The sequence below is a fragment of the Mycolicibacterium sp. P4_G11 genome (assembly GCF_056555145.1).
On record NZ_JBFUJW010000011.1, the window covers coordinates 98,099 to 119,582 of the forward strand.

The following is a 21,484-nucleotide window of genomic DNA, read 5'->3' on the forward strand; positions in this document are numbered from 1 at the left end:
GCGAGACAACACCGACCCCCACCAGGAGCAACCCGAATGTCACAGCAAGCCGACGCCGGCATGGACACACCCAAGAGTCTGCGCGAATACATCACGAACACGGCGATCAACACCGTGCCGCCGCTGGTCGCGTACTACGTGCTGCGCATGTTCGACTTCGAGCCGTACCTGGCGCTGGTCGGGGCGATCATCACCGCGGCCGTGCAGGGCGCGCTGACCATGGTGCGCAAGCGGAAGGTCGAGCCCGCGAACGTCGTGGTGATCGTCGGCGCCGTGTGCTCGCTGACCATCGCGCTCACCACCAAGAACCCGCGCATCGTCCAGGCCCTCGAGCTCGTCCCGATGTCCCTGCTGGTGTGGTCGTTCGCCATCAGCGGGCTGCTGCGCAAGCCGAATTCGAAGAAGATGACCGGCGTCATCTCCCCCGCCCTCGCCGAGCCGGCCCTGCCCGAACGCGGCTGGACCGAGCAGAGCCTCCAGGACTGGCACCGGTTGCACACCCAGCTGTGCGTCGGACTCGGGCTGCTCTGCGGCTTCTATCCCGTCTTCGCGCTGTACATGATCTTCAACTATCCCGTCGACCTCTCGCAGTTCGTCATCGTCGCGACGGGGCCCACCCTCGTGGTGCTCTGCATCGTGTTCGCGGTGGCCCGCATTCGTCGTTTCGTCGGCCAGCACGACGCTGCCGCCGAGGCGGTGGCAATACCTACCGGTTCTGAGTAGTCACACTCATCCGCGCCGCGCGGCGCTGGGGCATCATCAGTTCATGCCGAGACTCCTGCCCGACTTCCGCGCCGTGATCGATGGCACCGCGCCCGACCGAGACCGCAGCATCGACGTCGCCAGGCTGAGTGCACTGCTGGTGGTGATGTTCGGCCATTGCGCGCTGCTGCTCGCCACCATCACTGCCGACGGCGTCCGGATCGGCAATACCTTGGGTGCCGTCCCGAGCCTGCAACCGGCCACCTGGGTGCTGCAGGTCATGCCACTGTTCTTCTTTGCCGGAGCCGCGGCAGGCATCTACAGCTGGCAGGACGGCACGCCGTGGGGCACCTGGCTTTTCACCCGGGCACAACGGTTGTGCCGACCGGCGCTGTGGTACCTGGCCGCCTGGACGGTCGCCCTGGTCGTGGTGCGGTTCACCATGGGCGCCGAATCCGCAGCCGCCCTGGGCAACGAGGCGGTGGCGCTGCTCTGGTTCCTCGGCACCTATCTGATCGTGCTGGCGTTCGTCCCCGCCTTGGCCCGGTTGCGCTCGGCCCGCTCTGCCACCCTGGTGGTCGCGGCCCTGATGGCGGTCGCGGCGCTCGGTGACTGGGCCCGCATCAGCACCCACACCTTGGAGGCCGGCGCGGCGAATCTGGTTGTGGTCTGGCTGATTCCGATGGTCATCGGCGCGGCCTACGCGCACCGCCTCGTCGCTCCTCGCTCGGCGCTGATGGTCGCCGCCGCCACGCTGGCCGTCCAGGTGCTGGTCGCCAAGTACGGCCCGTACGACGTGTCACTGGTCGTCACCGGCACCGAACGGATGTCGAACGTGACCCCGCCGACGCTTTTGCTTGCGCTGCAGTGCATCTGGATGCCCACGCTGTTCATCGCCTGTGCCGCCGTGGTCCGCCGGTGGGCCCAGCATCCCCGCGTCTGGTACCTGATCGTGGTGGGTAACAGCGGGGCGATGACGTTGTACCTGTGGCACATCGCGGCCATCGCGATCTCGACGTTCGGCCTGCACGCGGTGGGCCTGGACGCCTACGACCCTGCGGCCCCGCACTTCTGGCGCAACATCGCGATCCGGGCGCTGGTCTTCGCGGTGGTGATGACGGTCATGTTCCTGCTGCTGTCCCCACTCGAGCACAACCCGTTGAAGTGGTGGGATGCCCGGGTCCGGGCGACCGGAAGCCCGTCGACCGTGGCAGGTGTGCTGGTCTGCGCCGCCGGCGTGGCGCTGCTGCTGATGGCCAAGTACGGGCTGGGCACCAGCGCGGGCTGGACACTGTTGGCGCTCTTCACGATTACGCTCGCCGGTGCACGGATCAGCGCAGGACGATCGGCGGCGCGGCGGCCAGTGACCCCGGGCGGATCGGCCGGCTCAGTGCGCGCTGACGAAGATCGCGTTGACCGCGCCGCTCTTGACCAGAGTCGGCCCTGACGCGGAGATGAGGTACGCCTCGTTGCCGGTCGGGTAGCCGCCACCGTTGGTCGAGATGTGCACGTGGGTGTAGTGATTGGCGTCGGGACCGCCGTAATCGGGCATCCGGTGGGCGGTGCCGTCCGGGTAGTAGATCGCCTGCCGCCAGATCACATGGTTCAGATCGAACCGCCGCGCGTTGGCCAGCACGTACGACAGGATGCGGTCGCCAAGCGCCTTGCCGGCGGACGACCCGTAGTCGGGCACCATCACATCCAGCGCCAGGCCTTCGGGATGCCAGCGCAGCGAGTCCGGGCGAACTCCGGTCATCGTGTGGATCTCCGGGAACGCCGCGCTGACGGCGCGCTCGGCGAGGATGGTGTCGATCTGCAGCCCCCGCTCGGCGGCGACACCCACCGGCAAAGCGATGCTGCGCACCATGGCGCGCGAACTCTCGGCTGCCTCGGCGATGATCAGCGAACCCGGATGCGGAGCGGTCGGCTCGGCCAGGACCACCTGCGCGCAGCAGACGTCCACCTCAGTGGCGGTGGTGCCGGTGTGGGCCGCAGTGCCCGCAGCGACGAACGCCGCAGCCGGCATCACCAGCGCCGCCAGAGCCACCGACCAACGGCGCCGTGCGCGCGTCTCGGTAGCTAATCCGGGCTTGTCCACCGGTGCACCATACCCCGCAGGTCACCGTTTGGTAACGGCTTCAATTTCGCCTGACCGGTAAATTTAATTTGCGCGAGGGGTAAATTTGCGGTACCCAGCCGAGGAGGAATCGCGGTGACCGCCCGTCCGAGAACCATCACCGACCCGCCGGCCGATGCCTTCGCCGACGCGCTCGTCACCGCATCGCGGCTGCTCCTGGACATCACGGCCCGCTGTGTCGCGGTCGTCGACGACACTCTGACCATCCCCCAGCTACGGGTCCTGGCAATCCTGTCAACGCGCGGCGCGACCAATCTGACCACGCTCGCCGCTCAACTCGACGTGCAGCCGTCGACCATCGGCCGGATGGCCGAGCGCCTGGTCACCGCCGGCCTGATCGACCGGCGCACACACCCGAATTCCCGCCGCGAGATCGTCATCGAGCTGACCCGTAGGGGGCACGCCGTCGTGGACACCGTGATCGCACGCCGCCGCGCCGAGATCGCCCGGATCGTCGAGATCATGCCGGCCCGCGAGCGCCTTGGCATGGTCCGCGCGCTGCACGCGTTCACCCAAGCCGGCGGCGAACCACCCGCCGACGCCCCGGCCGGCCTGGACTTCTAGCTCAGCTGCGGGGCACCAGGTACGGCGCCAGCGTCGTCAGCTTCTCGCAGGTCTCCTCGAACTCGCGTTCCGGAGTCGACTCGGCGATGATGCCGGCGCCGGCCCGCAGCCAGGTCTGGCCGTCGGCCTCGTAAGCCGAGCGCAGCGTCAGCGCCGCGTCCATGCCGCCGTCGGCACTGAACATCACGACTGCGCCGGAGTACAACCCACGCGGCGACTCGTCGAGCCGCATGATGGCGTCGACGCTCTCGGCCTTGGGTATTCCGGAGGCCGTCACCGCCGGGAAGAGTGCCTCCAGCGCGTGCATCCGGTTCATCTGCTCCGACAGCTGGCCGGACACGGTCGAACCCAGGTGCTGCACGCTGCCGCGCTCGCGCACCGTCATGAAGTCACTGACGACGGTGGTGCCGGGCTCGGCCACCTCGGTGATCTCCTCTTGGGAGCTGCGCACCGAGATCGCGTGCTCGACAATCTCTTTCGAGTTCGATTCCAGATCCGCACGCGCCGCACGGTCTTGGTCGGCGCCGCGGCCGAAGGCCCGCGTACCGGCCAGCGGTTCGGTGATCACGGTCCCGTCGGCGCGCACCGCGGCCACCAGCTCCGGACTGAAGCCCAGGGCGCGAATCCCGCCCAGCCGCAACAGGAATGACCGCACCGGGGTGTTGTTCGCCCGGCCCACGCGGAACGTCGCCGGGAAGTCGACCGCGAAGGGGACCTCGAACCGGCGCGACAGGATCACCTTCTGGTAGTCGCCGGCAACGATCTCGGCGACGGCCGCGGCAACCCGCGACGGGTAGTCGCTGCCATCGACACTCACATCGACGGCGCGGGTGACGCCGGCCGCCGGAATCCCCGACTGCAGCAGACGATTCAGCGTGCCGGCCACGACGTCGACGTCGCCCAGCACGTACACCTCACCGCCGGTGACGACCACCTGAGTCCGCGCGCTGAAGACCCGCGCCAGCGGGGTCCCCGCCGGCAGGCGCTGCTGCAGCCCGAACCGGTAGGCGCCGAATTCGAAAGCGACCCAACCGAACAGCCGATCGGTCTCCAGGAGCAGCCGATCGACAGCGTCGCCGAGTACCTCTCCGGGCCGGCCGCTCCACGCCTGGCGGGCGACTGCGCCGCCGGCGTCGACGATCCGCAATTCGTCACAGTCGAGTTCGATGGCGGTGCGCACTCCGATGGCCAGCACCCACTCCCCCGAATGCTCGTAGCCGACGTAGTCGGCGCCGGAGCGCTCCGGCAGTTCGGCTGCCAGTTGCGCGATCAGATCGGCCGGGGAGACATCGGCGGGCAAAGCAATCCGGGTCACAGACGCCGCGTCTATAGCTTCAGCAGTCACAAAGTTAATTTAGCCTAACCTCACCAAAAAAACACCGCCCACCCCTGTGATTCACGCCCCAGCATCAGCCTCGGCCGCCGCTTTCGCGACGGTCCAGCCACTGGCCGACGTCCGCTGCGCCCAGAAATCGGCGTAGCGGCCACCGCGCGCCATGAGCTGCTCATGGGTGCCGCTGTCGTCCACCGTGCCGCGATCGGACAGCACGACGATGTTGTCGGCGGCGGTAACCGTGGACAGTTTGTGCGCGATCACGATGACGGTGCTGCGGTCCGCCAATTCGCGGATGGACGCGGCGACATGGCGTTCGTTCTCGGGGTCCAGTGCGCTGGTGGCCTCGTCGAACAGCACCACCGGGGCGTTTTTCAGCAAAGCGCGTGCGATCGAAACCCGCTGCCGCTCACCGCCGGACAGCGCCGAACCGCCCTCACCCACCCGCGTTTGCCAGCCGGCCGGCAGGCGGTCCACGACAGATTGCAGCCCGGCGGTGCGGGCCGCTTCCCGGATGTCGTCGTCTGATGCGGTCGGCGCACCGATCCGCACGTTCTCCCACAGGGTGTCGTCGAACAGGTACACGTCCTGGAACACCAGGGACAGCTGCCCCATCAGCTCCGCGGTGCCCTGATCGCGGACGTCGATGCCACCGACCCGGACCACGCCGGCGTCCACGTCGTAGAACCGCGCCAGCAGCCGGGTGATGGTCGTCTTGCCCGAGCCCGACGGACCCACCAGCGCCGTCATGGTGCCGGGCGCCGCGACGAAGCTGACATCCTCGAGCACCCGGCGCCCCGGATAGCTGAATCCGACGTGGTCCAGCTGAACCCGACCGCGCTCTGAAACCGGTTGCGGGGCAGCTGGTTCCGGCAGCGCCGGGGTATCCAGCACCGATGTGATGCGGTCCAGTTCGGCACCGGCCATCCGCATGGCGGAGCCGTATTCGGCCAGTTCCGACAGCGGAGAGGTGAATCGCGCCGCCAGGCCGAGGATCGCCACCAACGTCACCGGATTGATCTCGCCGCCGACCGCCAGCCAGACGCCCACGGTGATCAGCCCGCCGAGCACCGCCTGCACGCCGACGCCGCTCAGCATCATGCCCGCCACCGACGCCCACAGGGCCCGCTTGCCGACCTGCTCCTGCTCGGTCAGCGCCCCGGTGAGCGGATCGAACTCGGCTCCGGTCCGCCCGAACGCCCGCAACACCGGCTGGCAGCGCGCGAATTCGATGACGCGGGAGTTCACCTCGATCTCGGCAGCGTGGGTGCGCGCTTCGGCCGACGCGATCAACGTCGCTGAGGCCCGGGTGGCGAGGATCAGGACCACCCCACCGGCCAGTGCGGCGATACCGATCCGCCAGTCGAAGACGAACAAGCCGACCACCACGGTCAGCGCACTGGTGGTGTTGACCACCAGCGGCGTCACCAGGTGCGCACTACTCGTACCGACGAAAGTCGTGCCCTTGACCGCGATCTGGGATACCTGGCCGACCCGTTCCCGGGTGAACCAGCCCAGCGGCAAGGTGACCATGTGGTCGCCGAGCCGGTGGTGCAGCAGCCGCATGGTGGTCAACGCCATCCGCATCGACTGCGCCGCCTGCACGTAGTGCGCGACAGCACTGAGCAGCACCACCACCGCCAGGACGACCAACCACCGGCCCGCCGCACCGAAGTCGCCGTCGAACAGCGCCAGCGAGATCGGCACCAGCAGCGTCATCGAAAGACCGTACAGCAGCCCGTAACCGACGGCCCAGGCCAGAAAGCTGTACATCCGGCCGCGCTCGGCGCCCAGGATCCGCAGGAACCCGCTGATCATCGTCATCGCGATGCCTCCAACTCGCCGGACGCCGTGTAGGTCTGCCACATACGCGCGAAAACACCTTCCCGAGAAAGCAATTCGTCGTGCTGGCCCTGCTCGACGATCCGCCCGTCCCCCAGGACGACGATGTTGTCGGCACCGACGATCGACCCCAACCGGTGGGCGATCACCAGCACCGTGCGCCCCTCGATCAAGGTCGACAGCGCCGCCTGGATCTGCGCCTCCGAGTCGGGGTCGGCGAAGGCCGTGGCCTCATCGAGCACCAGTATCGGGGTGTCGGCGAGCAATGCGCGGGCGATGCTGATGCGCTGCGCCTCACCGCCGGAGAAGTGCGCGTCCTCCCCGACCACCGAGTCATATCCGTTGGGCAGGGCCATGATCCGGTCGTGAATGTGCGCGGCACGCGCGGCCTGCCGCACTTCCTCGTCGTCGGCGCCGGAGCGGCCCAGCCGGATGTTGTCGGTCACGCTCATGCCGAGCAGTTGCACGTCCTGCAGGACGAATCCGACGTGCCGGTACAGCACCGCGGGGTCGATCTGGCGGACGTCCACACCGCCGATGCGCACCGCACCGGCGGTGGCGTCGTGGAAGCGCGGCACGAGCGTCGCGAGCGTGGACTTGCCACTGCCGGACGGGCCGACCAGCGCCGTGATGCTGCCGGCAGGCAGGTCCAGCGAAATGTCGTGCAGCACAGTGTTGGTGCCGTCGTACGAGAAGTCGACGCCGGAGAAGCTGACCGAATTGCCCTGCGGCACTTCCGGATTCTGGGCGATCGGCAATTCAGGGGCAGTCAGCAGCGCCGTCAGCCGGCCGGCCGCGGCCACCGCCTGGCGGCTCGCGGCAGCCGAGTATCCGACGGCCAGCACCGCGGTCGGGATGGTGACCGCGACCAGCGTGGAGCCCAGCACCTCGATGGGCGTCACCCAACCGTTGCGGATGAACCACAGGCCGCCGGCCAGGTTCACCAGCAGCACCACCGGCGCCTCGACGAACACCGACGACACCGCGCGCAGGCGCACCATGGGCCCGACGAAACCGGCGAAGCCGTCGTTGAACTCGTCGGCGGCGTCGGCAAATCGCTTGTGCGCCTTGCCGGTTTCACCGAAGGTCTTGACGACGGAGACGCCGGCGATGAACTCGACGATGGTCGCGCTGATCTGTGCGATGCCCTCGTTCATCTGCCCCATCCGGGCCATCGCGCCGCGCATCAGGACGCCGTAGACCACGAGGTAGATCGGAATGGTGCCGATGGCCAGCAGCCCCAGCCGCCAGTCCAGGTACGAGCAGTACGCCAGTCCGAACACCGGCGTGGCCAGCGCGCCCGTCTTCTCGACCGCGGCATGGGCCACCAGGTGGTGCAGTTCGCCGACATCGTGCTGCACCGCTTTGCGCACCTCGCCGGAGGACGTCGCGCCGAACCAGCCCAGCGGCAGCCGTCCGAGCGTGGTCACCAATCGACGACGAAGCTCGCCCTGCAACTGGACGTCGGCGTGATGTGTCAGGGTCAATGCCAGACCGCCGGCCAACGTGCGCACCGCCAGGCCGCCACCGATCAGGACCGCGACGATGGTCCATACCCGGGCCGCGTCGATCGGGTCACCGGCCAGCAGGTACCGGCCCAACTCGACGATGCCGATGAACGGCACCACTGTCGCCGCTGCGGCGATCAGCTGCAGCAACTGCGCCAGCGCGGTGCGGCCGCGCACCGGAGCCAGCAGTTCTTTGAGCGCCACGCGGTCCTGCGCCGCCGCGAGCTTGGCCAGTTTGAGCTGCTCACGCGGCGACGGTTCTGCGTTGGTCATACGAATACCCACTCCACCCGAAGACTAAGGTTTGCCTAACCATAGCGACCGGCTGCGGGGTGTGAGTACCCGCCTGCTCGTTCAGTTCAGTCCAGTTCAGTCCAGGACGGTGCGCACCACGGCGTCGGCCAACAACCGACCCGGGTCGGTCAGCACCAGACGGTCGTCGGTGACCGCCACCAGACCGTCGGCCACCGCCTCCTGTGCCCGGTCCCGCTCCGCGGGGGTGAGCACGGCAACCGGCAAACCGGAGCGCAGCCGCAACCGCAACATCACGTCCTCGACGTGCCGGGTGGCGTCGTCCAAGTCCTCGAAGTCCGCGACCGGTAGCCTGCCCTCGGCCAGCGCCTCGGCATAAGCGTTGGGGTGCTTGACATTCCACCACCGACGGGCCCCCACATACCCGTGCGCGCCGGGTCCGGCACCCCACCACTGGCCGCCGTCCCAGTAACCCAGATTGTGCCGGCACTCGCCGCCCGGGCGGCTCCAGTTCGACACCTCATACCAGTCCAGCCCGGCCCGGCTCAGGTGTGCGTCGAGCAGCTCGTAGCGGGCCGCCAGCACGTCGTCGTCGGGCGCGGGGAGCTCGCCGCGCCGGACCCGTCGGGCCAGTGCGGTGCCGTCCTCCACGATCAGCGCGTACGCCGACACATGGTCGACGCCGACCTCGATCACGGTGTCCGCGGATCGGCGCAGGTCGTCGTCGGACTCCCCCGGCGTGCCGTAGATGAGATCGAGGTTGACGTGCTCGAACCCGGCCGCCAGCGCCTCCCGCGCCGCCGCGGGCGCCCGGCCGGCCGAGTGGGTCCGATCGAGTGCCGCCAAGACGTGCGGCGCCGTCGACTGCATCCCGAGGGACACCCGGGTGTAGCCCGCGTCGAGGAGCTCGGTGAAGAACTCGGGTGACGTCGACTCCGGATTGGACTCGGTGGTCACCTCGGCGCCGGGATTCAGGCGGAAATTGTCGCGGACCGCGTCGAGCACCGCCCGCAGCCCGGAACCGCCGAGCAGGGACGGGGTACCGCCGCCGACGAACACCGTGTCGACCGGTAGATCGACCTGGGCGCCGGCCATCGACAGCTCGGTGCGCACCGCGGCCAGCCAGCCCTCGGGGTTGGCTCCGCCCAGCTCACCGGCGGTATAGGTGTTGAAGTCGCAGTATCCGCACCGGGTCGCGCAGAACGGCACGTGGATATAGATGCCGAACGGCCCGGTGTCGCTGGTATGGGCGTCGGTCATGGCAACCAGTGTCCCATCGCAGGCAGCGAACTTTTGCTCGCGATGATTCCGAACCTGGCCCGGTTAGGCCGAATGTCCTGTTCGTGGCAGAATGACGGGGTGTCCGCCAGCCTCAACCGCGCCCTCGGTTCCGCATTGGTAATGCGGCGGCATGTCGACTTCAAGCGTGTATGCAGCTGTTGCTGTCTGCCTTGATGCCTGCCTCGATGCCCTAGTTCTGACCACAGAATCTTTCAGCCGGCACAGGATCGGCAGTGCCGGACAGCCCCCGGCGAACGCGTGATCCAACGCCTGCTCTTGCGCGAAGGAAACCACCCAGTGACAACAGCAAAACCCGCCAAGACCCGCGACGAAGGCCAGTGGGCGCTGGGCAATCGCGAGCCGCTGAACCCCAACGAGGTGTTCAAGCTGGAAGACGACGCCCTCAATGTGCGGCAGCGCATCATCGACGTCCACTCCAAGCAGGGCTTCGAGTCGATCAGCAAGGACGATCTCCGCGGCCGCTACCGCTGGATGGGCCTGTACACCCAGCGCGAGCAGGGCTATGACGGCACCTTCACCGGCGACGACAACGCCGACCTGCTGGAGGCCCCGTACTTCATGATGCGGGTGCGCTGCGATGGCGGCGCCCTGACCAGCGCCGCGCTGCGGACCATCGGCGAGATCTCGACCGAGTTCGCCCGCGACAGCGCCGACATCACCGACCGCGAGAACATCCAGTACCACTGGATCCGGGTCGAGGATGTGCCGGAGATCTGGCGTCGCCTCGAATCGGTCGGCCTGCAGACCACCGAGGCGTGCGGCGACTGCCCGCGCGTGGTGCTCGGTGGCCCGCTGTCCGGTGAGTCCCTCACCGAGGTGCTCGACCCGAGCTGGGCCGTCGACGAGATCGTGCGCCGCTACGTCGGCAACCCGGAGTTCTCCAACCTGCCGCGTAAGTACAAGACCGCCATCTCGGGTCTGCAGGACGTCGCCCACGAGATCAACGACATCGCGTTCATCGGCGTCAACCACCCCGAGCACGGCCCCGGCCTGGACGTCTGGGTCGGCGGTGGCCTGTCCACCAACCCGATGCTGGCGCAACGCCTCGGCGCGTGGGTGCCGCTGGCCGAGGTGCCCGACGTCTGGGAGGGCATCACCAAGGTCTTCCGCGACTACGGCTACCGCCGCCTGCGGTCGAAGGCCCGGCTGAAGTTCCTGGTCAAGGACTGGGGCGTGGAGAAGTTCCGGGAAGTTCTCGAGACCGAATACCTCGGCCGCAAACTCATCGACGGCCCGGCGCCGGAGCAGGTCCCGCACACCATCGATCACGTCGGCGTGCAGAAGCTCAAGAACGGCCTCAACGCCGTCGGTGTCGCGGCCATCGCCGGCCGCTCCTCGGGCACCATCCTGACCAAGGTCGCCGACCTGGCCGCGGCCGCCGGTTCCGACCGGATTCGCCTTACCCCGTACCAGAAGCTGGTCATCCTCGATGTCGCGGACGACAAGGTCGAGGAACTGGTGGCCGGGCTGGAGGCGCTGGGTCTGCAGGCGCGACCGTCGCACTGGCGCAAGAACCTGATGGCCTGCAGCGGCATCGAGTACTGCAAGCTGTCGTTCGCCGAGACCCGGGTGCGGGCCCAGTCGCTGGTGCCCGAGCTCGAGCAGCGGCTCGTCGACCTCAACGCCCAGCTGGACGTGCCGGTCACCATCAACGTCAACGGCTGCCCGAACTCGTGCGCCCGCATCCAGATCGCGGACATCGGCTTCAAGGGCCAGATGATCGACGAGGGCAACGGCCCCGAGGAAGGTTTCCAGGTGCACCTGGGCGGCAGCCTGGGCCTGGACAGCGGTTTCGGACGCAAGCTGCGCCAGCACAAGGTGCTGGCCACCGAGCTGGGCGACTACATCGACCGTGTCGTGCGCAACTTCGTGAAACAACGCGAGGCCGGAGAGCGTTTTGCCCAGTGGGCCATTCGGGCCGACGAAGCTGACTTGAGGTGACCGCTGACATGACGGACGTATCGGAAACCGACTTAAGGGAACTGGCGGAGCGCGGGGCCGCGGAACTGGCCGACGCCAGTGCCGAGGAACTGCTGCGCTGGGTCGAGGAGAATTTCTCCGGCCACTACGTCGTCGCCTCCAACATGCAGGACGCCGTACTGGTCGAGATGGCCGCGAAGGTCCACCCCGGCGTCGACGTCCTGTTCCTCGACACCGGCTACCACTTCGCCGAGACCATCGGCACCCGTGACGCGGTCGAGGCCGTCTACGGCGTGAACGTCGTGAACGTGACCCCCGAGCAGACGGTCGCCGAGCAGGACCAGCTCGTGGGCAAGGACCTGTTTGCCACCGACGCCGCCCGCTGCTGCAGCCTGCGTAAGGTGCAGCCGCTGTCCAAGGCCCTCAAGGGCTACACGGCGTGGGTGACGGGCATCCGCCGGGTCGAGGCGCCGACGCGCGCCAACGCGCCGCTGATCAGTTTCGACGAGGCGTTCGGTCTGGTGAAGATCAACCCGATCGCCGCGTGGAGCGATGAGCAGATGCAGGAATACATCGAAGCCAACGGCATCCTGGTGAATCCGCTTGTGGACGAGGGCTATCCGTCCATCGGCTGCGCACCGTGCACCCAGAAGCCGGTCGAGGGTGCTGATCCTCGCAGCGGTCGCTGGGCCGGTCTGGCCAAGACCGAATGCGGTCTGCACGCATCCTGAGGCAGCCCGTGCAACTCATCCTCACCGCGCACGGCAGTGCCGATCCGCGGTCCGCGGCGAACGCCCGCGAGGTGGCCCGTACAGTGGCCGCCTTGCGGCGCGACGTCGACGTCAAAGTGGCGTTCTGCGAACAGAATTCGCCGAATCTGCGGGAGGCACTGGCCGACTCCCCCGCCGGCGGTGTCGTGGTGCCGCTGCTGTTGGCCGACGCCTATCACGCCCGCATCGACATTCCCGAGATGATCGCCGACGCCAATCCGGCGGTCCTGCAGGCCGGCGTACTCGGTGAGGACGACCGGCTGATTCACGTGCTGAGCCAACGACTCACCCACTGCGGGGTGTCCCGGCTGGACGCCAGCGTCGGTGTCCTGGTGACGGCCGTCGGGTCGTCGTCGGCTGCCGCCAATGCACGTACCGCCGCAGTGGCCACCGGCCTGGTTGCGGGCACCCACTGGCAGGCCACGACGGCGTTCGCCACCGGCCCGCAGGCCAACCTGGCCGAGGCCACCGAGCTGATGCTGGCCCAGGGTGCGACGCGTCTGGTCATCGCGCCCTGGTTCCTGGCCCATGGCACCATCACCGACCGGGTCGCCGAATTCGCCGCCGCGCACCGGATTCCGATGGCACAGCCGCTGGGCTCGCACCGGCTCGTCGCCGAAACCGTGCTGGACCGCTTCGACGACGTCGCGGCCGCTCGCCGCGCCGCGTAACCCAAGCCGGCTGAATCCCGGCAAGACCGGGACTCTCGCCGTATGGATTGCGTATAGATCGTGGCACCGCAGCGATGACGCCGGTTGACTCGGGCTCATGCGAATATCTGGGACCGCTGATGTCTGACCTGCTGCAACTGCTGTCGATGCTGGCGCTGCCGGCATCGGTCCTGCTGCTGTGCCGACGCGCCAACCGACGCCACCCGCAGGCGCCCGCGATTCGAACCTGAGCACGCACCCCGCCGCCTTCGCCTACGATCCGGACCGTCGACCAACGATCCCGACGAAGGAGACACCGCGCGTGGGCACACACCCCGACACCGGTCGGAAAGGGTTGGGCGCCGGCCTGGCCGTCAGCGCGCTGGGCGTCGTCTTCGGCGACATCGGTACGAGCCCGATCTACACCATGCAGACGCTGTTCAATCCTGATGACCCGCATCCGGTGCCGATCAGCCGAGACAACATCTACGGTGTCGTCTCCTTGGTGTTCTGGTCGGTGATGCTGATCGTGACCATCACCTACGTGATGCTGGTGATGCGGGCCGACAACGATGGCGAGGGCGGCGTCATGGCGCTCATCACCCTGGTGAAACGGTCGTCGAGCAAGCTCGGTAAGCGCACCGCGACGATCCTGGCCGCGCTCGGAATTCTCGGTGCCGCACTGTTTTTCGGTGACTCGATGATCACCCCGGCGATCTCGGTGCTGTCCGCCGTCGAAGGCGCGAAAACCATCGACCCCGGTCTCTCGGACTGGGTGGTGCCGATCACCGCGGTGATCATCGCCGTCTTGTTCAGCGTGCAGCGGCACGGCACCGCGGCCGTCGGCCGGCTTTTCGGTCCGGTGATGATCCTGTGGTTCGTCGTGATCGGCGCGTGCGGCGTCACCGGCATCGCCGAGGAACCCGGCATCTTGCGCGCGCTGAACCCGATGTACGCGCTGGGCTTCATGGCGGGGCACTTTCACATCGCGTTCTTCGCGCTGGCCGCCGTTGTGCTGTCGGTGACCGGCGCCGAGGCCCTGTACGCCGATATGGGCCACTTCGGCCGCAAGCCGATCACCGTGGCCTGGCTGATGCTCGTCTTCCCGGCCTGCATGCTGAGCTACTTCGGGCAGGGCGCGTTGCTGCTCAACAATCCCGACGTCCACGACGCCCCGTTCTTCCTGCTGACGCCGGACTGGGGCCGGTTGCCCATGGTCCTCCTCGCGACGGCAGCCACGGTGATCGCATCGCAGGCCGTGATCACCGGCGCGTTCTCGGTCGCCGCCCAAGCTGCCCACCTGGGTTATCTGCCGCGGCTGCGGATCCTGCACACGTCGGCGTCCACGATGGGCCAGATCTACGTGCCCTGGATCAACAGCATGCTGCTGATTGCCGTGCTGACCCTGGTGTTCGCCTTCCGCAGCTCCGCGGCCCTCGGATATGCCTACGGAATGGCGGTGACGGGCACCATCACCATCACCACCCTGCTGTTCCTCAACATCGCGCGCGCCAGGTGGAACTGGCCACTGTGGTCGGTGATCGCGATCGGGATCCCGCTGCTCACCGTGGACCTGTTGTTCCTCGCCGCCAACCTGACCAAGCTGGTCCACGGCGCCTGGCTGCCACTGCTGATCGGGTTGATCGCATTCACGGTGATGACCACGTGGCAGCAAGGCCGCGATGTGGTCACCCGGGCCCGCGACAAGGTCGAGGGACCACTGCGCCAGTTCGTCGACTCGATCGTCTCCAGCGAGCCGCCCCTGACCCGGGTCCCGGGCACCGCGGTGTTCCTCAACCGCGGTGTCGAGACGGCGCCGCTCGCGATGCGCGCCAACGTCAAGTACAACCGCATGCTGCACGAGCACGTGGTGGTGCTGTGCCTGGTCACGACGACGGTGCCGCGCGTCCCCGACGCCGACCGATTGTCGGTCGACGACCTGGGCTACTCGGACGACGGCATCATCCACGTCACCGCCACATATGGGTACATGGACCGGCCCGACGTCCCGGCCGCCCTGGCGCTCATCGATTCCGCCCACAGCGAAGGGCCGCTCGACCTCTCCGGCGCCACCTACTTCCTGTCGAAGGTCGACCTGGTGATGGGCAAGGAACCGTCGATGGCCCCATGGCGGACAAAGCTTTTCATCGCTACGTCGTACATCACGTCCGACGCCGCGGCCTACTTCCGGCTGCCGCCCGACCGCACGGTGATCCTGGGCTCGCGCATCGAGGTGTGAAATACCCACCCGTGGGGCACGCGTTGTCCCAAGCAGATAGATTTTGTGATGATCGAAACCCTTGACGGAGCACTTGCGATTCAGCAGATTCGGCAGGTGCACTTCGCGGCGTGACGGTCGTGCGTGGCACCACGGTGCCGCGTGGGCACCCACAATTTCACCAGCAGGTCCGCTGCGAGCCCACCCACGCGGTGAGCTTGCGTATGACGAGAGGTTGTCGATGGGCAAGATCTACGCCAATGTCACCGAATTGGTCGGGCGCACCCCACTGGTCCGGCTCAACCGGTTGACCGAGGGCGCTGGTGCTCAGGTCGTCGCGAAGCTCGAGTTCTACAACCCCGCCAACAGCGTGAAGGACCGCATCGGCGTAGCGATCGTCGACGCCGCGGAACAGTCCGGTGAGCTCAAGCCCGGCGGCACCATCGTGGAGGCCACGAGCGGCAACACCGGCATCGCCCTTGCCCTCGTCGGCGCCGCCCGCGGCTACAAGGTCATCCTGACCATGCCCGAGACCATGTCCCTCGAGCGACGAGTGATGTTGCGCGCGTACGGCGCCGAGATCGTGCTGACGCCGGGCGCCGAGGGCATGGCAGGCGCAGTGGCGCGGGCCAAGCAGATTCTCGCCGAGACCCCCAACTCCGTCGCGGCCGATCAGTTCGCCAACCCGGCCAACCCCGCCATCCACGAAAAGACCACGGCCGAAGAGGTGTGGGCCGACACCGATGGTGAGGTCGACATCTTCGTCGCCGGCATCGGCACCGGCGGCACCCTCACCGGCGTCGGGCACGTCCTCAAGGCCCGCAAGCCGGACGTGAAGATCGTCGGCGTCGAACCCATCGACTCCCCCATCCTCACCGGCGGCCAGGCCGGACCGCACAAGATTCAGGGCCTCGGCGCCAACTTCGTTCCCGAAATCCTGGACCGGACGGTGTACGACGAGATCATCGACGTCGCGTTCCCGGACGCCATCGAGGTGGCGCGCGCACTGGGCACCGATGAGGGCATCCTGGGCGGCATCTCGGCGGGTGCCAACGTGTGGGCGGCGCTGCAGCTGGCCAAGCGCCCCGAGAACGCCGGCAAGCTCATCGTGGTGATCGTCCCCGACTTCGGCGAGCGGTACGTCTCCACGGCGCTGTACGAGCACATCCGGGACTGATACCGGGCGAGCGAAGCGACGGGAAATACATACGCATGACGCTGTTCTCTACGCTCCGTGAGGACCTGGACAACGCACGCAGCCACGACCCGGCAGGACGTGGGGACTTCGAGAACGCTCTCGTGTACTCCGGCCTGCATGCCATCTGGTCGCACCGGCTGGCCCACCGGTTGTGGGCCAGGCCGGCCTGGCGCGGGCCTGCGCGCGTGCTGGCTCAGGCGACGCGGTTCTTCACGGGTATCGAGATTCACCCGGGCGCGACCATTGGGCGGCGGTTCTTCATCGACCACGGCATTGGCGTGGTGATCGGCGAGACCACCGAAATCGGCGACGACGTGATGCTCTACCACGGCGTCACGCTGGGCGGCCGCAGCCTCAACAAGGGCAAGCGCCACCCCACCATCGGCAACCGGGTGACCGTCGGCGCCGGCGCCAAGGTGCTCGGACCCATCCTCGTCGGCGACGACTCTGCCATCGGCGCGAATGCCGTTGTCACACACGATGTTCCGGCGGACTCCATCGCCACCGGTATTCCGGCGATCGTGCGTCCACGCACCGAGAAGCAGCGCGAGCCCGCCGTCGACCCGACGACCTACATCGACCCCGCGATGTACATCTGACACTCTTCGCACGGCCGAGTGGCGCTGACCCTGTAGTCAGGGTCAACGCAAAAGCACCGCGACCGTGCAACCAGACCCTCGGATCCGCAGATCTGTCAGCCTGGTTGCACGGTCGCGGTGCAAACCCTGGGGATCACGCCCGAGCGAGGACCGCCTCGACTTCTTGCGTCTGTCCCGCGATCGGGGGGATGCGGGTAGCCCGGACGTACACGGTGTCGCCCTCGAGGAGCCGCAGCGCTTCGGCGTCGCCGCGGGTGATCTGTGCGGTGAACGGCGTGTGGTCCGCCGCGGTCGTCAGCTCGACGCGAACCTCGAAGCCGAGCACGACAACCCGGTCGACCTTGGCCCGGAGCACTCCGGTGGCCGCCACATCGCCGTCGGCCAGGGAAATGGCCATGTCGGGGTTCCGGCCCACGCGGATGTCGTGCGGACGCACCAGGGTGCCGTTGAGCGTCGACACCGCACCGAGGAACGACATGACAAAAGGATTGGCCGGGCTGTCGTAGACCTCGGTCGGCGAACCGACCTGCTCGATGCGGCCCTTGTTCAGCACGGCGATCCGATCGGCGACGTCGAGCGCCTCGGCCTGATCGTGGGTGACGAGCACGGTGGTCACGTGCACCTCGTCGTGCAGACGACGCAGCCAGGTGCGCAGGTCGTCGCGCACCTTGGCGTCGAGCGCGCCGAACGGCTCGTCGAGCAGCAGCACCTGAGGGTCGACCGCCAGGGCCCGAGCCAACGCCATGCGCTGACGCTGACCGCCCGAGAGCTGGCTCGGGTAGCGCGTCTGGAAACCGCTCAGACCCACCACCTCCAGCAGGCTGTCGACCTTCTCCTTGATTTCCGCCTTGGGCTTCTTGCGGATCTTCAAGCCGAACGCGACGTTCTCGCGGACGGTGAGGTGCTTGAACGCCGCGTAGTGCTGGAAGACGAACCCGATGCCGCGCCGCTGCGGCGGCACGCCGGTGACGTCGTTGCCCTTGATGGTGATGGTGCCGGTGTCCGGGGTGTCGAGTCCGGCGATGGCCCGCAACAGCGTGGACTTGCCCGACCCACTGGGGCCGAGCAGCGCGGTGAGCGACCCCTCGGGCACGTCGAAGTCGACGTTGTCGAGGGCCGCGAAGTCGCCGTAGCGCTTGTTGGCACCACGCACCGTGATGGCGGGAGGGCTGCCCTGCTTCTGCTCGTCACTCATGATCGGTTTCTTCCTATCGAAAGCTATTGTGCCGCCCGGACACGCCGGGCGTCGAGGATTACCTGCACGATCAGCACGATCACCGCGACCGCCATCAACAGAGTCGACACGGCATAGGCGCCGTACTCGGCGCCGCGGCTGTACCGGTCCGAGACCAGCAGGGTGAGGGTCTGGGATTGGCCGGGCAGGTTGGAGGACACCATGATCACGGCGCCGTACTCCCCCAGCGTGCGGGCGACGGTCAGCACGATGCCGTAGGTCAGGCCCCAGCGGATGGACGGCAGCGTGATCCGCCAGAACGTCTGCCACCACTGCGCACCGAGGGTGGAGGCCGCCTCTTCCTGGTCAGTGCCCAGCTCGTGCAGCACCGGTTCGACCTCGCGGATCACGAACGGCACCGTCACGAAGATGCTCGCCAGCACGATGCCGGGGAAGCCGAAGATGATCTTGAGACCCCAACTGTTCTCGACGAAGCCGAGCAGGCCGGCCGACCCCCACAACAGGATCAAGGCGACACCCACGACGACGGGCGACACCGCGAACGGCAGGTCGATCACGGCCTGGAGCACACTCTTTCCGCGGAACCGGTTGCGGGCCAACACCAATGCGGTCGGCACCCCGAACAGCACGTTGAGCGGCACCACGATGGCGACCACCAGAACTGAGAGCTGCAGCGCGGAAACGGCTGCCGGCGTGGTGATCTGAGCGAAGAACGCACCCAGGCCGGGCTGGAACGTCCGCCACAGGATCAGGCCGACGGGCACGATGACGAGCACCGTGATGTAGGCCAGCGCCAGGTAGCGGGCGAGGTAGCGCACCACCGGAGAGAGTGTCATGGGGCCAGCTCCTCACGCTTGGCTGCCCGCGATCCGATGACCCGCAACACGAACAGCACCACGAACGAAAGCACCAGCAGCACAATCGAGATCGCGGCCGCACCGGTGCGGTCGTCGTTCTCGATCAGGGTGCGGATCCACTGCGACGACACCTCGGTCTCACCGGGTACGGCGCCACCGATCAGCACCACCGAGCCGAATTCGCCGATCGCGCGGGAGAAGGCCAGACCGGCCCCCGACAGCAGCGACGGCAGCAGCGCCGGCAGGACCACCTTGGTGAAGATCACGAAGTTGTTGGCGCCGAGCGATGCGGCCGCCTCTTCGGTCTCCCGGTCCAGTTCGAGCAGCACCGGCTGCACCGACCGCACCACGAACGGCAGCGTGACGAACAGCAGCGCCACTCCGATGCCCCACTTGGTGTGCTGCAGATGCAGGTCGACCGGGCTGGCCGGACCATAGAGCGCCAGCATCACGAGGCTGGCCACGATGGTCGGCAGCGCGAATGGCAGGTCGATGACCGCGTCCACCAACCGCTTGCCGACGAAGTCGTCCCGGGTCAGCACCCACGCCACCAACAGGCCGAAGACCAGGTTGATGAGCGCGACGGCCGCCGAGACCTCGAGCGTCACCCGGAACGACGCCACGGCCGAGTTCGACGTGACGGCGGTCCAGAAGTAACCCCAACCGCCGCGGGCCGACTGCACGAGGATCGCGGCCAGCGGCAGCAGCACGATGACGGACAGCCAGATGCTCGCCGCTCCGACCCGCAACGACGTGGTGCCGAACGCGTTCCTCACGCCGGGACCCGGCCCGGCCGAACCACCATTGCTGGTGGACTCGGGCCGGGCCGGGACGCCGTCGAACGTGGTGGTGGGTGTCATCCAGTGGCCTGCTTGTAGATCTTGGTGATGCTGCCGTTCTCCTTGTCGAACAACGCCGGATCGACGGTCTTCCATCCACCGAGGTCAGCGATGGTCCACAACTTCTCCGGGCTCGGGAAGTCCTTCGCGAATTCTGCCGCGACGGCGGGATCGACGGGGCGGAATCCGGCCTGCGCCCACGCCTTCTGTCCCTCGGCGGTGTAGAGGAAGTTCTTCAGCGCGTTGGCCTTGTCCTGGTGGGGGCCGGAGGTCACGACCGCCACCGGGTTCTCGATCTTGAACGTCTGCGCGGGGTTGACGTGCTCGACGTCCTTGCCCTGACGCTCGACGTTGATCGCCTCGTTCTCGTAGCTGATCAGCACGTCACCGGTGCCGTGCAGGAACAGGTCGGTGGCTTCCCGGCCCGAACCCGGACGGGTCTTGACGTGCTCGACGACCAGCTGCCGCACGTAGTCGATGCCGGCCTGGGCATCCTTGCCGCCGTTGCTCTTCGCCGCGTACGGCGCCAGCAGGTTCCACTTGGCCGAACCCGAGCTCAGCGGGCTCGGGGTGACGACCTCGATGCCCGGCTTGAGCAGGTCGTCCCAGTCCTTGATGCCCTTGGGGTTGCCCTTGCGCACGACCAGCGAGACCACGGAACCGAACGGGATGCCCTTGGTGGCGTCGGCGTTCCAATCCTTGGAGACCTTGCCGGCCTTCACCAGGCGCGTGACGTCCGGTTCCACCGAGAAGTTGACGATGTCGGCGGGAGCTCCCGACTCGACCTTGCGGGACTGGTCACCGGAAGCGCCGTACGACGTCGTCACCGCGACGCCCTTGCCTTCGGGGGTGGCGGCGAAAGCCGGGATGACCTTGCTCCAGCCGGGCTCCGGCACGGCGTAGGCCACCAGGGTCAGGGTGGTGTCTGTACCCGACTGTGCACCGCCACCACCGGCGACGTCACTCGCTCCGCCACCGCAGGCGGCGAGCACCGTGGTGCTGGCCACAACGGCCGCGACAGCGGTGGCCGGCCGCCAGTTCTTGATGATCTTGTGCATTTGATGGACCTTCCTTGCGGGTTTACGGATGAACTACTCCGTCACACGGCAAGGAGGTGAAATCAGCACGTGGGCATACCTAAAGCCGGCGCCGACCCCAGTAACCGCGGACGGAAACGGGTCAGCGACAACAGGCGACGTCAGCAACAGCGCGGGTACCCACGGCAATGAGTGCCAGGATGTGGCCCTCGGTAGTGCCGGACGCTGCGTGCATGGCCGGAAGAATATCAGAGGTTGCTTGATAGCTACTGTTCAGCGAGTCAACAGCCACATGACAATGACCAGCACCACCAGCAGCACCAGGATCAACGTCACCCGCGACTGAGGCAGTCCGTTCACAGCGCTTCCTCCTCGACGTGGCGGGCCCGGTGCAGCAGCGTGGTCGCGTAGGCCAGGGCCACGTCGAGCAGCACTGCCAGGCCATATGCGAGCGCCAGCACCACCGGCATCACGATGATCGTCTGCAACACGAACGACAGGCCGGACAGCCACAGCTCCACGCCGTCCCACCAATTCAGAAAGCCGTTCATCGATTCCAGC

At 67.6% G+C, this 21,484-nt stretch carries 21 protein-coding genes; 10 read left to right on the plus strand and 11 right to left on the minus strand.

The genetic code is table 11. The features are described 5' to 3' along the window. Positions 1 to 60: 60 nt before the first annotated feature. Both AC1U2B_RS23435 and AC1U2B_RS23440 read left to right on the plus strand, forming a co-directional pair. Entirely contained in the window at positions 61 to 723 is a 663-nt protein-coding gene (locus tag AC1U2B_RS23435) for a VC0807 family protein (RefSeq protein WP_418005996.1), read from the plus strand. Between the two features lie 43 nt (positions 724 to 766). Further along, entirely contained in the window at positions 767 to 2,149 is a 1,383-nt protein-coding gene (locus AC1U2B_RS23440) for an acyltransferase family protein (protein ID WP_480218669.1), read from the plus strand. Here the strand turns inward: AC1U2B_RS23440 and AC1U2B_RS23445 are convergent. Next, complete coding sequence (locus tag AC1U2B_RS23445; protein WP_480218670.1) at positions 2,090 to 2,800, minus strand: VldE C-terminal domain-containing protein; 711 nt, start codon at positions 2,798 to 2,800, stop codon at positions 2,090 to 2,092. The two genes, AC1U2B_RS23440 and AC1U2B_RS23445, sit on opposite strands and share 60 nt — an antisense overlap. A gap of 114 nt (positions 2,801 to 2,914) precedes the next feature. Between AC1U2B_RS23445 and AC1U2B_RS23450 the strand changes: the two genes are divergently transcribed. Beyond that, a complete protein-coding gene (locus tag AC1U2B_RS23450) occupies positions 2,915 to 3,403 on the plus strand; it encodes a MarR family winged helix-turn-helix transcriptional regulator (RefSeq protein WP_480218671.1) in 489 nt (162 codons plus the stop codon). A 1-nt stretch (position 3,404) separates the two neighbouring features. Here the strand turns inward: AC1U2B_RS23450 and AC1U2B_RS23455 are convergent, their stop codons facing one another. The 4 genes from AC1U2B_RS23455 to hemW all read right to left on the minus strand — a co-directional run bounded on the left by AC1U2B_RS23455 (position 3,405) and on the right by hemW (position 9,598). Next, positions 3,405 to 4,757, minus strand: coding sequence for a salicylate synthase (locus tag AC1U2B_RS23455; protein ID WP_480218687.1), 1,353 nt, complete (start codon positions 4,755 to 4,757; stop codon positions 3,405 to 3,407). Positions 4,758 to 4,799: 42 nt separating this feature from the next. Beyond that, a complete protein-coding gene (locus AC1U2B_RS23460) occupies positions 4,800 to 6,554 on the minus strand; it encodes an ABC transporter ATP-binding protein (RefSeq protein WP_480218688.1) in 1,755 nt (584 codons plus the stop codon). Between the two features lie 2 nt (positions 6,555 to 6,556). Then, positions 6,557 to 8,359 carry an ABC transporter ATP-binding protein gene (locus AC1U2B_RS23465; protein WP_480218672.1) on the minus strand — a complete coding sequence of 601 codons (1,803 nt, stop codon included), beginning with the start codon at positions 8,357 to 8,359 and terminating at the stop codon, positions 6,557 to 6,559. Between the two features lie 96 nt (positions 8,360 to 8,455). Further along, positions 8,456 to 9,598, minus strand: a complete 1,143-nt coding sequence (gene hemW, locus AC1U2B_RS23470) for a radical SAM family heme chaperone HemW (protein WP_480218673.1) — start codon at positions 9,596 to 9,598, stop codon at positions 8,456 to 8,458. A gap of 72 nt (positions 9,599 to 9,670) precedes the next feature. Here hemW and AC1U2B_RS23475 point away from each other — a divergent pair, with 72 nt between their 5' ends. From AC1U2B_RS23475 to epsC, 7 genes are all read left to right on the plus strand, one after another. Beyond that, the gene (locus tag AC1U2B_RS23475) at positions 9,671 to 9,793 is read left to right on the plus strand and encodes an Ms4527A family Cys-rich leader peptide (RefSeq protein WP_377042186.1); all 123 of its coding nucleotides are present in this window, start codon (positions 9,671 to 9,673) and stop codon (positions 9,791 to 9,793) included. A gap of 123 nt (positions 9,794 to 9,916) precedes the next feature. Next, a complete protein-coding gene (locus AC1U2B_RS23480; protein WP_480218674.1) occupies positions 9,917 to 11,581 on the plus strand; it encodes a nitrite/sulfite reductase in 1,665 nt (554 codons plus the stop codon). Between the two features lie 8 nt (positions 11,582 to 11,589). Continuing rightward, complete coding sequence (locus AC1U2B_RS23485) at positions 11,590 to 12,291, plus strand: phosphoadenylyl-sulfate reductase (RefSeq protein ID WP_260940393.1); 702 nt, start codon at positions 11,590 to 11,592, stop codon at positions 12,289 to 12,291. Positions 12,292 to 12,299: 8 nt separating this feature from the next. Further along, positions 12,300 to 13,001 carry a sirohydrochlorin chelatase gene (locus AC1U2B_RS23490; protein ID WP_480218675.1) on the plus strand — a complete coding sequence of 234 codons (702 nt, stop codon included), beginning with the start codon at positions 12,300 to 12,302 and terminating at the stop codon, positions 12,999 to 13,001. Between the two features lie 301 nt (positions 13,002 to 13,302). After that, positions 13,303 to 15,219, plus strand: coding sequence for a potassium transporter Kup (locus AC1U2B_RS23495; RefSeq protein ID WP_480218676.1), 1,917 nt, complete (start codon positions 13,303 to 13,305; stop codon positions 15,217 to 15,219). A gap of 220 nt (positions 15,220 to 15,439) precedes the next feature. After that, on the plus strand, positions 15,440 to 16,375 hold the full coding sequence (gene cysK, locus AC1U2B_RS23500) for a cysteine synthase A (RefSeq protein ID WP_480218677.1): 936 nt from the start codon (positions 15,440 to 15,442) through the stop codon (positions 16,373 to 16,375). A 35-nt stretch (positions 16,376 to 16,410) separates the two neighbouring features. Continuing rightward, positions 16,411 to 16,995: a serine O-acetyltransferase EpsC gene (gene epsC / locus AC1U2B_RS23505; RefSeq protein WP_480218678.1), complete on the plus strand. Its 585-nt coding sequence runs from the start codon at positions 16,411 to 16,413 to the stop codon at positions 16,993 to 16,995. 133 nt (positions 16,996 to 17,128) lie between these two features. On the opposite strand, the gene AC1U2B_RS23510 is transcribed toward epsC, so the two are convergent. From AC1U2B_RS23510 to AC1U2B_RS23535, 6 genes are all read right to left on the minus strand, one after another. After that, positions 17,129 to 18,190, minus strand: coding sequence for a sulfate/molybdate ABC transporter ATP-binding protein (locus AC1U2B_RS23510; RefSeq protein ID WP_418002789.1), 1,062 nt, complete (start codon positions 18,188 to 18,190; stop codon positions 17,129 to 17,131). A 23-nt stretch (positions 18,191 to 18,213) separates the two neighbouring features. Further along, a complete protein-coding gene (cysW, locus tag AC1U2B_RS23515; protein WP_480218679.1) occupies positions 18,214 to 19,026 on the minus strand; it encodes a sulfate ABC transporter permease subunit CysW in 813 nt (270 codons plus the stop codon). Continuing rightward, complete coding sequence (cysT, locus tag AC1U2B_RS23520; RefSeq protein ID WP_418002791.1) at positions 19,023 to 19,907, minus strand: sulfate ABC transporter permease subunit CysT; 885 nt, start codon at positions 19,905 to 19,907, stop codon at positions 19,023 to 19,025. The genes cysW and cysT overlap by 4 nt, the downstream gene beginning before the upstream one ends. Beyond that, positions 19,904 to 20,944 (minus strand): sulfate ABC transporter substrate-binding protein, encoded by a 1,041-nt coding sequence (locus AC1U2B_RS23525; protein WP_480218680.1) that lies wholly within the window; start codon positions 20,942 to 20,944, stop codon positions 19,904 to 19,906. The genes cysT and AC1U2B_RS23525 overlap by 4 nt, the downstream gene beginning before the upstream one ends. Positions 20,945 to 21,065: 121 nt before the next feature. Beyond that, complete coding sequence (locus AC1U2B_RS23530) at positions 21,066 to 21,368, minus strand: Ms4533A family Cys-rich leader peptide (protein ID WP_480218681.1); 303 nt, start codon at positions 21,366 to 21,368, stop codon at positions 21,066 to 21,068. Then, positions 21,280 to 21,474: a hypothetical protein gene (locus AC1U2B_RS23535; RefSeq protein ID WP_043394180.1), complete on the minus strand. Its 195-nt coding sequence runs from the start codon at positions 21,472 to 21,474 to the stop codon at positions 21,280 to 21,282. The genes AC1U2B_RS23530 and AC1U2B_RS23535 overlap by 89 nt, the downstream gene beginning before the upstream one ends. Positions 21,475 to 21,484: the final 10 nt, after the last annotated feature.

Excerpts from the sequence above, each read along its gene's own strand:
- AC1U2B_RS23510 (WP_418002789.1), bottom strand. The coding sequence starts at position 18,190 with ATGAGTGACGAGCAGAAGCAGGGCAGCCCTCCCGCCATCACGGTGCGT.
- AC1U2B_RS23525 (WP_480218680.1), bottom strand. The coding sequence starts at position 20,944 with ATGCACAAGATCATCAAGAACTGGCGGCCGGCCACCGCTGTCGCGGCC.
- AC1U2B_RS23465 (WP_480218672.1), bottom strand. The coding sequence starts at position 8,359 with ATGACCAACGCAGAACCGTCGCCGCGTGAGCAGCTCAAACTGGCCAAG.
- cysW (WP_480218679.1), bottom strand. The coding sequence starts at position 19,026 with ATGACACTCTCTCCGGTGGTGCGCTACCTCGCCCGCTACCTGGCGCTG.
- AC1U2B_RS23485 (WP_260940393.1), top strand. The coding sequence starts at position 11,590 with ATGACGGACGTATCGGAAACCGACTTAAGGGAACTGGCGGAGCGCGGG.
- AC1U2B_RS23440 (WP_480218669.1), top strand. The coding sequence starts at position 767 with ATGCCGAGACTCCTGCCCGACTTCCGCGCCGTGATCGATGGCACCGCG.
- AC1U2B_RS23535 (WP_043394180.1), bottom strand. The coding sequence starts at position 21,474 with ATGAACGGCTTTCTGAATTGGTGGGACGGCGTGGAGCTGTGGCTGTCC.
- AC1U2B_RS23435 (WP_418005996.1), top strand. The coding sequence starts at position 61 with ATGGACACACCCAAGAGTCTGCGCGAATACATCACGAACACGGCGATC.
- epsC (WP_480218678.1), top strand. The coding sequence starts at position 16,411 with ATGACGCTGTTCTCTACGCTCCGTGAGGACCTGGACAACGCACGCAGC.
- hemW (WP_480218673.1), bottom strand. The coding sequence starts at position 9,598 with ATGACCGACGCCCATACCAGCGACACCGGGCCGTTCGGCATCTATATC.
- AC1U2B_RS23460 (WP_480218688.1), bottom strand. The coding sequence starts at position 6,554 with ATGATCAGCGGGTTCCTGCGGATCCTGGGCGCCGAGCGCGGCCGGATG.
- cysT (WP_418002791.1), bottom strand. The coding sequence starts at position 19,907 with ATGACACCCACCACCACGTTCGACGGCGTCCCGGCCCGGCCCGAGTCC.
- AC1U2B_RS23530 (WP_480218681.1), bottom strand. The coding sequence starts at position 21,368 with ATGGCCTGGCAGTGCTGCTCGACGTGGCCCTGGCCTACGCGACCACGC.
- cysK (WP_480218677.1), top strand. The coding sequence starts at position 15,440 with ATGGGCAAGATCTACGCCAATGTCACCGAATTGGTCGGGCGCACCCCA.
- AC1U2B_RS23475 (WP_377042186.1), top strand. The coding sequence starts at position 9,671 with ATGTCCTGTTCGTGGCAGAATGACGGGGTGTCCGCCAGCCTCAACCGC.